The 12,079-nt window shown below is 33.9% G+C and carries 13 protein-coding genes; 11 read left to right on the top strand and 2 right to left on the bottom strand.

Translation table 11 applies throughout. From position 1 onward, the window contains the following. Nucleotides 1-85 precede the first annotated feature (85 nt). The gene (gene proC, locus QLQ96_RS04195) at nt 86-862 is read left to right on the top strand and encodes a pyrroline-5-carboxylate reductase (RefSeq protein WP_482494937.1); all 777 of its coding nucleotides are present in this window, start codon (nt 86-88) and stop codon (nt 860-862) included. Nucleotides 863-1,032: 170 nt separating this feature from the next. On the opposite strand, the gene nhaA is transcribed toward proC, so the two are convergent. Next, a complete protein-coding gene (gene nhaA / locus QLQ96_RS04190) occupies nt 1,033-2,184 on the bottom strand; it encodes a Na+/H+ antiporter NhaA (protein ID WP_482494936.1) in 1,152 nt (383 codons plus the stop codon). Nucleotides 2,185-2,416: 232 nt separating this feature from the next. Here nhaA and QLQ96_RS04185 point away from each other — a divergent pair, with 232 nt between their 5' ends. The 5 genes from QLQ96_RS04185 to QLQ96_RS04165 all read left to right on the top strand — a co-directional run bounded on the left by QLQ96_RS04185 (nt 2,417) and on the right by QLQ96_RS04165 (nt 6,125). Further along, nucleotides 2,417-3,367 carry a 2-hydroxyacid dehydrogenase gene (locus QLQ96_RS04185; RefSeq protein WP_482494934.1) on the top strand — a complete coding sequence of 317 codons (951 nt, stop codon included), beginning with the start codon at nt 2,417-2,419 and terminating at the stop codon, nt 3,365-3,367. A 187-nt stretch (nt 3,368-3,554) separates the two neighbouring features. Beyond that, complete coding sequence (locus tag QLQ96_RS04180; RefSeq protein ID WP_482494933.1) at nt 3,555-3,974, top strand: DUF805 domain-containing protein; 420 nt, start codon at nt 3,555-3,557, stop codon at nt 3,972-3,974. A 14-nt stretch (nt 3,975-3,988) separates the two neighbouring features. Further along, complete coding sequence (locus tag QLQ96_RS04175; RefSeq protein WP_482494931.1) at nt 3,989-4,267, top strand: TM2 domain-containing protein; 279 nt, start codon at nt 3,989-3,991, stop codon at nt 4,265-4,267. Between the two features lie 211 nt (nt 4,268-4,478). Continuing rightward, complete coding sequence (locus QLQ96_RS04170; RefSeq protein ID WP_482494929.1) at nt 4,479-4,850, top strand: DUF805 domain-containing protein; 372 nt, start codon at nt 4,479-4,481, stop codon at nt 4,848-4,850. Between the two features lie 174 nt (nt 4,851-5,024). Further along, a complete protein-coding gene (locus QLQ96_RS04165; RefSeq protein WP_482494928.1) occupies nt 5,025-6,125 on the top strand; it encodes a suppressor of fused domain protein in 1,101 nt (366 codons plus the stop codon). A 68-nt stretch (nt 6,126-6,193) separates the two neighbouring features. Here the strand turns inward: QLQ96_RS04165 and QLQ96_RS04160 are convergent, their stop codons facing one another. Further along, a complete protein-coding gene (locus tag QLQ96_RS04160) occupies nt 6,194-7,996 on the bottom strand; it encodes a GNAT family N-acyltransferase (RefSeq protein ID WP_482494926.1) in 1,803 nt (600 codons plus the stop codon). 118 nt (nt 7,997-8,114) lie between these two features. On the opposite strand from QLQ96_RS04160, the gene QLQ96_RS04155 reads away from it, so the two are divergent. The 5 genes from QLQ96_RS04155 to QLQ96_RS04135 all read left to right on the top strand — a co-directional run bounded on the left by QLQ96_RS04155 (nt 8,115) and on the right by QLQ96_RS04135 (nt 11,953). Continuing rightward, nucleotides 8,115-8,876: an exodeoxyribonuclease III gene (locus QLQ96_RS04155; RefSeq protein ID WP_482494924.1), complete on the top strand. Its 762-nt coding sequence runs from the start codon at nt 8,115-8,117 to the stop codon at nt 8,874-8,876. A gap of 142 nt (nt 8,877-9,018) precedes the next feature. After that, entirely contained in the window at nt 9,019-9,963 is a 945-nt protein-coding gene (locus tag QLQ96_RS04150; protein ID WP_482494923.1) for an OmpA/MotB family protein, read from the top strand. A 160-nt stretch (nt 9,964-10,123) separates the two neighbouring features. Next, nucleotides 10,124-10,375, top strand: a complete 252-nt coding sequence (locus tag QLQ96_RS04145; protein ID WP_276171721.1) for a hypothetical protein — start codon at nt 10,124-10,126, stop codon at nt 10,373-10,375. Next, entirely contained in the window at nt 10,368-10,646 is a 279-nt protein-coding gene (locus tag QLQ96_RS04140) for a hypothetical protein (RefSeq protein ID WP_482494922.1), read from the top strand. The genes QLQ96_RS04145 and QLQ96_RS04140 overlap by 8 nt, the downstream gene beginning before the upstream one ends. A gap of 269 nt (nt 10,647-10,915) precedes the next feature. Next, a complete protein-coding gene (locus QLQ96_RS04135; protein WP_482494921.1) occupies nt 10,916-11,953 on the top strand; it encodes an aldo/keto reductase in 1,038 nt (345 codons plus the stop codon). The last annotated feature ends 126 nt before the right edge of the window (nt 11,954-12,079 follow it).

The following is a 12,079-nucleotide window of genomic DNA, read 5'->3' as shown; positions in this document are numbered from 1 at the left end:
CAGTGATTTAAGATCTCTAAAATCTGCGTAATTTGCAAGCGTAAAAAGCTATTTATCAATCAGAAATAAATTAAATCCAACCAAAATGAAAGTACACATTATTGGAGGAGGAAACCTTGGGGTTTCTATTGCCTTGGGAATTGCCAAATTCTCGAAAAACAACCAAGTTACTGTCACAAGAAGAAACATTGCGAGTATTCAATATTTATCAGAATATGGAATTACGGTTTCTAACGATAATAAATACAACATCGAGGAAGCTGATGTTGTAATTTTAACTATAAAACCGTATCAGGTAGATACTGTTTTGGCTGAAATTCTGCCAGTTATAAAAAACAAAACCATTGCGTCTGCAGTAAGCGGATTGTCTTTGGATGTGCTTCAAACTAAAACAAACTACGAATATCCAGTTGTGCGCATTATGCCAAATATCGCGGCGCAATTTGGAGAATCGGCGACTTGTATTTCTTTCCCAGAAAAATATGCAGCAAACGCTTCGCCAATTGTCGATTTATTCCAAGATTTAGGAACTGCTCCTGTAATTGACGAAAAATTGATGGATGCGGCAACAGTTTTAGGAGCATGTGGAACTGCGTACGCATTGCGTTATATTCGTGCATCCATGCAAGCAGGAATCGAAATTGGATTTGATTCTAATACTGCTTTAGCCATTGCTGCGCAAACGGTAAAAGGAGCTGCAAAAATGCTTTTAGAAGAACGTGTGCACCCAGAACAATTAATCGATCGTGTAACAACGCCTCAAGGCTGTACAATTGTCGGTTTGAATGAAATGGAGCACAATGGTTTCAGTTCGTCATTAATTAAAGGAATCAAAACTTCTTTGAAACAGATCAAAGGTTAGATCTAAAGAAATTCCAATATTAAAAATTCCAAATTCCAAATTCCAATTTACGTTTGAGTTTGGAATTTTTTGTTTTAGAAATTAATAATAACGTTCTCTAGAGCAATATTCGATTATTAACTCCAATTCTTTTTCTTCATTTTTTGAACGCGATAATTGGAATTTGAAATTTAAGAAATTGGAATTTTATTTTTACTAAGCGTATATTTCAAATAAACAAATCCAAAAAGTCCCGCTAAGAAAGAAGCAATAAGAATTGCTATTTTAGAAAAAACAATTATTTCAGGGTTGTTGAATGCTAAAACGGTAATGAAAATGGACATCGTAAAACCAATTCCGCCTAACATTCCTGCGCCTAGAATATGTGCCCATTTTAAATTTTTTGGCAAAATGCATAAACCCGAAGTTACACCGACGGATGAGAAAAGTAAAATTCCGAGAGGTTTTCCGACCACAAGACCTAGAACAATTCCGTAAGTATTAACATGATTAAGTCCTTCATGCCAATTGTTAGAAATTGTTAAAGCGGTATTCGCAACCGCAAAAAGCGGAAGGATAAAAAGAGCAACTGGCTTATGTAAAAAATGCTGCAATCTATAAGAAGACGTTTTTTCACCGCCATCTCCAAACGGAATAACAAATGCCAAAATAACTCCAGTAATAGTTGCATGAACTCCAGAATTGAGCATGAAATACCACATTATAACTCCGCCAATGAGATACGGAATTAGATTGTGAATTTTCATTCGATTTAAAACAAATAGAAGACACCAGATTCCAAGCGCTATTCCGAGATTTAGAAAAGAGATTGATGTAGTGTAAAAAATGGCAATAACGATAATTGCACCTAAATCGTCAATAACGGCCAAAGCGGTTAAAAAGACTTTTAATGAAGCAGGAACTCTGCTGCCAAGAAGCGATAAAATTCCGATTGCAAAAGCAATATCAGTAGCCATCGGAATTCCGGCACCGTTTTGCGTCGTTGTTCCGTAATTCAAAACCAGGAATATTGCAGCCGGAACCAGCATTCCGCCAAAAGCGGCCATTATTGGCAACGACGCATTTTTTATGTTGGATAATTCGCCGTGATAAATTTCCCTTTCCAATTCTAAACCAATCAAAAGAAAGAATATTGTCATTAAACCGTCATTGATCCAATGTGTAATAGAATGTCCTGCAATTTCTTTTTCCCAAAAAGCAACATAAGGAATTTGAAAAGAAGAGTTAGCAAGGAATAAGGATAAAAGCGTGACAAAGAGCAAGATAATTCCTCCTGATTTTTCGTTTTCAAAAAAGGCTGTAAAAGTCTTGGTTAGTTTCATTTTGGAAATTTTTCTGAATAGTGTAGATAGAATTTTGAAAATTCTTATTCTTTCAAAGTTAAAAAAATATAAGCAATAAAAAAGGAGTTTGCACAAAGGCATAAGGCGTTATATTTTTTCGGTCTTGAATTATTTCTTTGGTGCTTCGGGTCTCTCTGAGATTAAAACACGAAGCTTGAAACAAAATCTTAAAGAATTCCTGTATTTTTGTATTTATAAAAATCAGTAAAAAATGAGTGTAAAAATTCTTCATATCGACAGCAATAATCCAATTCTTTGGAATCAATTGGAGGAAGCTGGTTTCGAAAATCACGCCGATTTCAAATCTTCAAAAGAAGAAATAGAAGCAAAAATTCAAGACTATAACGGAATCGTAATTCGTAGCCGTTTCAAGATTGACAAGACATTTTTAGATGCTGCAACAAAGTTGCAATTTATTGCAAGAGTCGGTGCAGGTCTGGAAAGTATTGATTGTGAGTATGCTTCCGCGAAAGGAATTCATCTTATTGCTGCTCCAGAGGGAAATCGCAACGCTGTTGCAGAACATTCGCTTGGCGTAATTTTATCTTTATTCAATAATTTAAATCAGGCCGACGCCGAAGTTAAAGCGGGGCATTGGAATCGAGAAAGCAATCGCGGTCACGAATTAGATTTAAAAACAGTCGGAATTATCGGCTACGGAAACATGGGTAAAGCTTTCGCTAAAAAATTGAGAGGTTTTGATACAGAAGTTTTATGCTATGATATTTTAGATAATGTTGGAGACGAAAATGCCAAGCAAGTTTCTTTAAACGAATTACGCGAAAAAGCGGACGTTTTGAGTCTTCATCTTCCTTGGACACCAGAAACAGATAAAATGGTTGACAGCGGCTTTATAAATGCCTTTAAAAAGCCTTTTTGGATCATCAATACTTCACGCGGTAAAAACATCGTGACGGCTGATTTAGTTGAAGCTATGAAAGCGAAAAAGATATTAGGGGCAGGTTTGGACGTTTTGGAATATGAAAAACTTTCGTTTGAAACACTTTTTCAGGATAACAGTACACCTGAAGCGCTACAATATCTTATGAATGCAAAAAATGTCTTACTGACTCCTCACATTGCAGGTTGGACTTTTGAAAGTCATGAGCGTTTGGCTCAGGTAATTGTAGATAAAATTAAAGCGGTTTACGGTAAAATCTAGCCTACAGCCTTTAGGTTTTAATAACGAGTTTTTTCTTGTAAATTTTATTTGGTAAGATTAGTTTTATTTCGTATTTTTTAATAATATTGTTTCCGAATTTTAAAAGAATGAATCTAAATAGATTTTTTGTAAGGTTCGGAGAAAGCTGAAAATCCTTAGAGTAGGCTCAAACAAATTATCTTAAATTATGATTGAATGGTACAAAACTGCCATGTTCCAAAACTATGCGAACTTTAATGGGAGAGCTAGGAGAAGTGAATATTGGTATTTTCGCCTTGCTACAACAGTTCTCTTTTTTGCAATTGGGTTCATAGCGTTGATGCTATCTGTAGTTTTAGGTCCAACAATAGGCATTTCAATTGCAGCAGGATTATTTTTTCTTTATGCTTTTGCTTCTTTAATCCCATCTTTGGCTGTTACAGTTAGAAGAATGCACGATATTGGAAAAAGTGGCTGGACAGTTTTAGTTTCTTTAATTCCGTTGGCAGGACCTATTTGGATGCTGGTTTTACTTATAACGGAAGGCGAACATGGAGAAAATTATTACGGCGCAGATCCAAAAAGTACTGTTCAAGAAGAAATTGATGAAATAGGAATTAATAATTAACTAAATATATAAAAATGGAAACTACAAAACCAGAAAGCTGGAATACCCCGTCTCAGCCAAAGCAAGAAAATAAAAAAATATTAGCAGGACTTATGGGTATCCTTTTCGGATCTTTAGGAATTCATAAGTTTGTCTTAGGTTATACTCAAGAAGGAATTATCCAAATCGTAATTAGCGTTGTTACTTGCGGAATTGGAGGTATAATCGGATTTATTGAAGGAATTATCTACTTGACAAAATCAGATGAAGAATTTTACCAAACTTACCAAGTAGGTAAAAAAGGCTGGTTTTAATAGAAAACGAAATATATTGCTTAAATCCCGTTCAGAAATGAACGGGATTTTTTTTGTCTAAATGCGTTTTTCTGAAATGTCTTATTCTGATATAATAAAAACCTGTTGGTCTTGCTGTTGGCGTTTGTTGAGAATAAATTTGCACTCTGTTGAAAATAAGAAATGGAGTAACTGAAAATCCTTAAGAGTAGGGAATTTAAATGAATTTATTATGTTAGAAATGTACAAAAAAGTAGTTTTAGGGAACTACGCAAATTTTAATGGAAGAGCAAGAAGACAAGAATTTTGGATGTTCTCTTTAGTGAATATTATCATAAGCTTTGTTCTTGGTTTTGTTACGGGATTAATTTCGCCAAGTTTAACTATTATTGCAAGTATTTACAGTTTGGCGGTATTAGTGCCTTCAATTGCAGTTGCAGTAAGAAGAATGCATGATATTAATAAAGAATGGTGGTATGTTTTAATTCCTCTTTATAATATTTACTTATGTACTATCGAAGGTGAAAAAGGGCGAAATCAATATGGTGCTGACCCTAAAAACCAATTAGAAGATATTAGTGAGATTGGTAAGGATCTTAACTAGTTTTTTAAATCAAAATTGTAATAAGCAATCCCATTCAAGAAATGAATGGGATTTTTAGTTTGATATAATATTGAAACAAGAAACTTCATTTTGTTTGAAATGAAATACTGTTTTTAAAATTAAAATCGTTACTTCATTCTAAATTTCGATGTTTAAAAAATAATAATAAAAAATATGGGTTTGTTTAGCAGAAACAATAAGAAGAGTGAAAAATCTAAGGTAATTCTTGAATTAAGAAGTCCAAGTTGTCCGATAACTGCAATTGTGGAACAAGATGATAGAGTGGCTTATTTTTATTTGTTTTGCTACAATGAAGATTTTGGTGTAAAAAGCTGTTGGGTAAGAAATTTAACTGTGGCACCAGAAGAAATAGAAGTGAAATTGATGGAAAAAGGTGTTTCTCCTATGTTGCCTAAGGAATTTTGTAAATTTCCTGAAGGTCAAGAAGCACTTAATGAGAGCAATCTAGAAATTGTTTGGCTGGAAGAAGGAGATGGAGCAGCACTGCTGGAAAACGGACAAATTTTGTGTGTAATTCCTAGTTGGGGAGGCGATGGTGGCTTCTATGGATATGCTCGTGATTGTAAGGGAGAAGGGTCTTTTGCCTGGGAACTATCGCTAGATAATGAAATGCAGAAGCGTGTTAAAAGCGCAGTTTCTTATATGAAAGCATGGGATGAGGATGAAAATCCATTTCAGTTACTGCAACCGAAAATCTTAGGTTGTTATGATGAAGTATTTGGGAAAAGTGAAAAGTATTATGCTATTGATAATTCAGAGTGGCCTCCAAAAGGACTTTATGTATATGATGGTCAGGAAAATATTGTTTTTGCAACCGTTGCAGTATCATTAAGATCACAGCCAAAAATTGAAATGTATTTTGAAAATCCTAATGAAGTAAATAGAATTGAACTCGGAATTATTTTAAAGTCTGGATTAACAAATGAACAAATCAATAGTGTTGCAAGTTTTGTAAGTGGGACTACAGCAATACCTTGGGATTATGTCACTTTTCTTGCAGAAGGACATACTATAGAATTTCAAACAGCTGTTAGTGGAAGATTTAAATATGCGGTTCTAACTAATAAATTAAAAATCTTTCCTCAGATGAACGTGCCTGCTTTTGGAAATTCAAAAACCAATTTTTTATGGATTGTACCTGTTTCAAGTGCAGAATTACAGATGATGAAAGAATCTGGAGCACAATTCGTATTAGATAAACTGAACAACATTGGCCTAGAAATATTCAATTTGGAACGAGAAGAAGTCGTTTAAAGAAAAGTATAAATAGAAAACCCATAAGTTCACAACTTATGGGTTTTCTATTTATATCAAAAAGACAATTAATCTTCTTTCTCAGATAATTTTTTTTCTAATTCAATCTGAAATTCTTCAATAACAGGTTTCATAGTGCTTTCTGGAATATCTGCAATTCTAATGTACATTAAACCGTCAATAGCGTTGTTGAATAATGGATCGACATTGAAAGCAACAACTCTTGCATTTTGTTTGATGTATTTTTTAATTAAAACTGGCAAACGTAAGTTTCCTGGTTCTAATTCGTCAATGATTTTATCAAACTTATTCAAATCAGATTCAGCTTCGTCGAAAATGAAATCTTTGTCAGCGTCTTTCAGTTTTACTTTATACGCTTTTTTCGGGTGAATATATTGCGCAATGTAAGGATCGTAGTAATTCGATTTCATGAACTCAATCATCAAAGATTTAGAGAAATCAGAGAATTGATTACTGATACTTACGCCACCTAATAAATATTTGTGCTCAGGATGGCGAAGTGTTGTATGAATAATACCTTTCCATAATAAAAACAAAGGCATTGGTTTTTGCTGGTATTCTTTTACGATAAATGCACGCCCCATTTCGATTGATTTATGCATCATATCGTGTAATTCTGGTTCGAATCTGAAAAGATCATTCAGGTAAAAACCTTCAATTCCATACTTCGGATAAATTTCAGAACCCAATCCCATGCGGTATGCGCCGGCAATTCGTTTGGTTTCATCATCCCACAAAAACATATGATGATAATATTGATCAAATTTATCTAAATCAATAGATTCATTTGTTCCTTCTCCAACTTCACGGAAAGTGATTTCGCGAAGACGGCCAATTTCATGCAATATATTCGGAACTTCTTTTGCTTTGGCAAAAAACACTTCGTAGTTTTTACTTTGTAAAAGGCGACAATCGCTATTTCTCAAAGTTGCAACTTCAGCTATCATTTTTGCTTCATTTGCAGCAGTAACAATTTGCTTAGGTGCTTTTGTGATTTTTAAGCTAGCCGTATCGATAAGTTTTGTGTCCTTCTCAAACGGATTTGCCAACATATACGTTTTCTTTCTTAAGAATTCTGAATATTCTTCAAAAGATTCAATTTCGTTTTGCTCACTTACAGAAATTGGTTTTCCAATACGAACTTTGATTACGCGGTCTTTCTGCGTCAAAAGCTCAGAAGGTAATTTTGCAGTACGCAAAGTATCATCAATTTTAGAAAGCCAGTAGAATAATTTACTGTTTTTAGCATGAAAATATATTGGAACTACAGGAACTTTTGCCTTTCTGATTAATTTCAATGCGCCTTCTTCCCAAGGTTTGTCAACTACTAGTTTCCCATCTTTATAAGTCGAAACTTCACCTGCAGGGAAAATCCCTAAAGGTTTCCCATCGCTTAAATGGCGCAATGTTTCTTTAATACCGATTACGCTCGATTTTGCATCCTTATGATTTTCAAAAGGATTAACCGGCATAATGTATTTTTTCATCGGAACAATTCTGTGTAACAAGAAATTCGCAATGATTTTGAAATTTGGCTCTCTTTCAAGCATTAATTTCAAAAGCAAAATTCCGTCAATTCCTCCAAGTGGATGATTAGAAATCGTAATGTACGCGCCATCTTTTGGCAAACGCTTTAAATCTTCTTCTGGGATTTCGAATTTGATTTCCATCTCATCCAAAATTCCGTTCAAAAACGCTACATCTTCTAGGTGTTTATTATGATCGTAAATTTTATTAAGGGTTGATATCTTAAGAACCTTCATAAGAATCCAGCCAGAAAAGGTACCGAAAACTCCGTACTTTTCAACATTTATTGCCTTTGCAACTTCTTTCGCGGTAACTAAACCCATGTACTACTTTTAATTTATTAGAACAGCGAACAAAGATAACAAAAAAGTCTACTTTTCATTGTTTCCAAGACAAACTTTGCACTTTTTTATTACATTTGAAATCCTAAAAAAATCACTGATGAAAATTATTTCTTATAATGTAAACGGAATTAGAGCGGCAATAAACAAAGGGTTTATCGAGTGGCTACAGCAAGCAAATCCTGATGTAATATGCCTTCAGGAAATAAAAGCTACGCAGGATCAAATCCCAGTAGATGATATTACGGCTGCGGGTTATCCGTTTCAATATTACTATCCTGCGACTAAAAAAGGGTATAGCGGAGTAGCAATTCTTTCTAAAACAAAGCCAAATAATATTGTTTACGGAACAGGAATTCATCACATGGATTTTGAAGGTAGAAATCTTCGCGCAGATTTTGACGATGTTTCTGTAATGAGTTTGTATCTTCCGTCTGGAACAAACATTGAAAGATTAGATCATAAATTTATGTTCATGGATGACTTTCAAAATTATATCAATGAATTGAAAATTACCATTCCAAATCTTATTATCTGTGGCGATTATAACATTTGTCACGAAGCAATTGATATTCACGATCCGGTTCGTAACAAAACGGTTTCAGGGTTTCTTCCAGCAGAACGTGCTTGGCTAGATGCTTTTATGAAATCTGGATTTATTGATAGTTTCCGCCATTTTAATAAAGAACCGCATCATTATTCTTGGTGGAGTTACCGTGCTGGAGCAAGGGGAAATAACAAAGGCTGGCGTATCGATTATAATTTGGTAAGCGATGCTTTAGAAGAAAGATTAAAAAGAGCTGTTATACTGCCAGACGCTATGCATTCAGATCATTGTCCAGTTTTAGTGGAGATAGAATAATCTTTGGTATTGTTCTTGTAAAGTAAAATGCAGTTTAGATTTCAAGATGAATTCAGATTCTTGCTTTTGGAATTTGTAATTTAAAATGTGGAATTAAAAGTTTAGATTTATTAAAAGCCTAAAATAAAATCAATTAAAGAAGATGATTAAAAAAGCCTCTATCGGATTACTAGCATTAGCTTTGTCCACAACGTCGTGTGTTTCTAAGAAAATCTACAATGATTTAGAAACAAAATATTCAGATTTGAAGAAAGAGAATCGTTCTATTGCCGATGAAAATGATAATTTGAAGAAAGCAAAGAATCAATTAGAATTAGATCGTGATAAACTGACTAAAGATTTAGCAAGTGCTAATGATGATTTGGCAAAACAAAAAGCAGATTTAGCTGCGGCTCAAAATAAATACAAGGTTTTACAAGATTCGTATAATGCGTTGGAGAAAAACAGCAACGATGCATTAGAGAAAAACATGGCTAAAAACCGTGACTTGCTAGCACAATTAGAAGCAAAAGCTAAAGCTCTTTCAGACGAAAAAGCGCGTTTAGATAAAACAGCAAATCGTTTGAAAGAATTAGAAGATATGATTGCGGCTAAAGAAGAAGCAATGCGCAAACTGAAAGAAACTTTATCTAAAGCATTAACTGGTTTTGAAGGCAAAGGTTTAACAGTAGAGCATAAAAACGGAAAAGTATATGTTTCTATGGAAAACAAATTGCTTTTCAACTCAGGAAGCTGGGCAGTTGGTGCGGAAGGAAGAAGAGCGGTTGTTGAATTAGGAAAAGTTTTAGGAGACAATCCTGATCTTTCTGTTTTAATCGAGGGTCATACAGATGATGATCCATACGCGGGTTCAGGACCAATTGCAAACAACTGGGATCTGTCAACGAAAAGAGCAACGGCAATCGTTGCAATTTTAAGTGAAAACTCAAAAATTGACAAACAAAAATTAACAGCAGCCGGAAGAAGCGAATTTTCTCCTTTGGCGAGTAATACAACTCCAGAAGGAAAAGCTAAAAACCGTAGAATCGAAATCATCTTGACTCCAAAATTAGACGAGATTGCTGAGATGTTGAATAGCATAAACTAAGGGACAGAGGTTCTAAGATGCAAAGGCTCAAAGGTTTTTACTTTTGAGCCTTTTTTACTTTTCAATATTTTATATTCCAATTACTGAAGTGTTTGGAATTTGGAATTTTATTATTGGAATTTAAATTTTTGTAACTTTGGTTTCTATAAAATTAAAAATTATGGGACTTCCAGAATTAAAAGAGAAAATAAAAAATCAATTGGATTTGGCTGATGAAAGAGTTCTGCGAATTGTTTCTTCTGTATTTGATAATTATTTAAATGAAGTGGTTTCGTATGACGCGAAAGGAAATCCTGTAACATTGACTGATTACCATAATAAAGTTGAAGAAGGTTTAGAGGATATTAAATACAATCGAATAATTTCAAGTGAAGATTTATCGAAAGAAATGAAAGATTGGGATAATGAATAAACCAACAGTTTTTTGGTCAGAAAATGCAAAATTGGATTTGAAAGATATTTATTTTGAACTAAAAAGTAAATATTCGAAAGAAACCTCATTAAAAGTTAGAGACGAATTATTTTATAGTGCGAATAGTATTGTTTTTGCTAAGCAATTTCAACTCGATGGATATAGGATAGATGCCATAGAATTGTGGTCAGAAATTTTAAAATTCTATATCAAATCAAAGGTGATTCTATTTTTATTGTTAGGATTTTCAATACCTTTCAAAATCCATTAAAAAGCTTAAAATAAAACTAAGGGACAGAGGTTCTAAGGTGCAAAGGCTCAAAGGTTTTTACTTTTGAGCCTTTTTTTATCCTGCAAGGTTTCCAAAACCTTGTAGGTTTAGCTTAGGTCTGAATTTGAAACTACAAATACCTACAAGGTTTCTAAAACCTTGCAGGAGGTATAAAAAAATCTTGTACTTTTTTTAACCTTTCTCATTTTTCTATTTGAAAAATCACTTTGTACCTTTGCTTCTTTGCAACTTTGAACCTAAAGAAAAAAATGAAATACACTACATTACCTAACACCGATATAAAAGTTAGTAAAATTTGTCTTGGAACGATGACTTTCGGGCAGCAAAATACAGAAGCAGAAGGACACGAACAAATGGATTGTGCTCTTGAAAGAGGAGTGAATTTTTTCGATACAGCCGAAATGTATTCAGTTCCTGCGAGTGAAGCAACTTACGGAAGCACAGAAAAAATTATTGGAACTTGGTTTAAGAAATCAGGAAATAGAGATAAAGTTATTTTAGCATCTAAAATTGCTGGACCAAATCCGAATTTTGGTTATATGCGTGAGAAGCTTGATTTTTCTCCTGCTAGTATTAAATATGCGGTTGAAAATAGTTTGAAAAGATTGCAAACAGATTATATCGATTTGTATCAAATGCACTGGCCAGAAAGAAAAACGAATAATTTCGGAACGCGCGCATTTCACGGTCATGATGATGTTTGGGAAGACAACTTTAGAGAAATTTTGGAAACTTTTGACGGATTAATTAAAGAAGGTAAAATCAAACACATTGGAGTTTCTAATGAAAATGCTTGGGGAATGATGCGTCTTTTAGAAGAAAGCAAATACAACGATTTGCCAAGAATTAAAACCGTTCAAAATCCGTATTCTTTATTGAATCGTTTGTTTGAAGTAAACTCTGCAGAAGTTTCAAAATACGAGAATGTTGGTTTGTTAGGATATTCGCCTTTAGCCTTCGGAGTTTTGACTGGGAAATTCTTAACTGGAGAAAGTCATCCGAAAGCAAGAATTAACCTTTTTCCGCAATACAAACGATATAATAGTGATCAATGTACCGAAGCGACAAAATTATATCAGGAAATCGCTAAAAAACACGGTTTAACATTAACTGAATTAGCAATGGGATTTGTTTTGCAACAACCATTCTTGACAAGTGCCATTATTGGTGCGACAACTTTAGAACAATTAAAAGAAAACATCGATACAATTGATGTGGTTCTTTCTAAACAAATCTTAGCAGAAATTGATGCTGTTCAGGCTATAATTCCTGATCCAGCGCCATAATTTTTTGCCACGAAGACACTAAGGCACGAAGGTTTTATTAATCTCACAAAGTCGAAGAGCCGCAAAGTATTTTTATAAATGCTTTGCGGCTCTGTTATTTAAATAGACTTTGCGTCTTAGTTTCTT

The sequence above is a fragment of the Flavobacterium sp. B167r genome, from assembly GCF_056824315.1.
Note: the sequence above shows the minus strand (reverse complement) of the source record. Positions and strands in the feature narration are given on the sequence as shown.

Excerpts from the sequence above, each read along its gene's own strand:
- QLQ96_RS04145 (WP_276171721.1), top strand. The coding sequence starts at position 10,124 with ATGGGACTTCCAGAATTAAAAGAGAAAATAAAAAATCAATTGGATTTG.
- QLQ96_RS04140 (WP_482494922.1), top strand. The coding sequence starts at position 10,368 with ATGAATAAACCAACAGTTTTTTGGTCAGAAAATGCAAAATTGGATTTG.
- proC (WP_482494937.1), top strand. The coding sequence starts at position 86 with ATGAAAGTACACATTATTGGAGGAGGAAACCTTGGGGTTTCTATTGCC.
- QLQ96_RS04150 (WP_482494923.1), top strand. The coding sequence starts at position 9,019 with ATGATTAAAAAAGCCTCTATCGGATTACTAGCATTAGCTTTGTCCACA.
- QLQ96_RS04160 (WP_482494926.1), bottom strand. The coding sequence starts at position 7,996 with ATGGGTTTAGTTACCGCGAAAGAAGTTGCAAAGGCAATAAATGTTGAA.
- QLQ96_RS04165 (WP_482494928.1), top strand. The coding sequence starts at position 5,025 with ATGGGTTTGTTTAGCAGAAACAATAAGAAGAGTGAAAAATCTAAGGTA.
- QLQ96_RS04175 (WP_482494931.1), top strand. The coding sequence starts at position 3,989 with ATGGAAACTACAAAACCAGAAAGCTGGAATACCCCGTCTCAGCCAAAG.
- QLQ96_RS04155 (WP_482494924.1), top strand. The coding sequence starts at position 8,115 with ATGAAAATTATTTCTTATAATGTAAACGGAATTAGAGCGGCAATAAAC.
- QLQ96_RS04135 (WP_482494921.1), top strand. The coding sequence starts at position 10,916 with ATGAAATACACTACATTACCTAACACCGATATAAAAGTTAGTAAAATT.
- QLQ96_RS04170 (WP_482494929.1), top strand. The coding sequence starts at position 4,479 with ATGTTAGAAATGTACAAAAAAGTAGTTTTAGGGAACTACGCAAATTTT.
- QLQ96_RS04185 (WP_482494934.1), top strand. The coding sequence starts at position 2,417 with ATGAGTGTAAAAATTCTTCATATCGACAGCAATAATCCAATTCTTTGG.
- QLQ96_RS04180 (WP_482494933.1), top strand. The coding sequence starts at position 3,555 with ATGATTGAATGGTACAAAACTGCCATGTTCCAAAACTATGCGAACTTT.
- nhaA (WP_482494936.1), bottom strand. The coding sequence starts at position 2,184 with ATGAAACTAACCAAGACTTTTACAGCCTTTTTTGAAAACGAAAAATCA.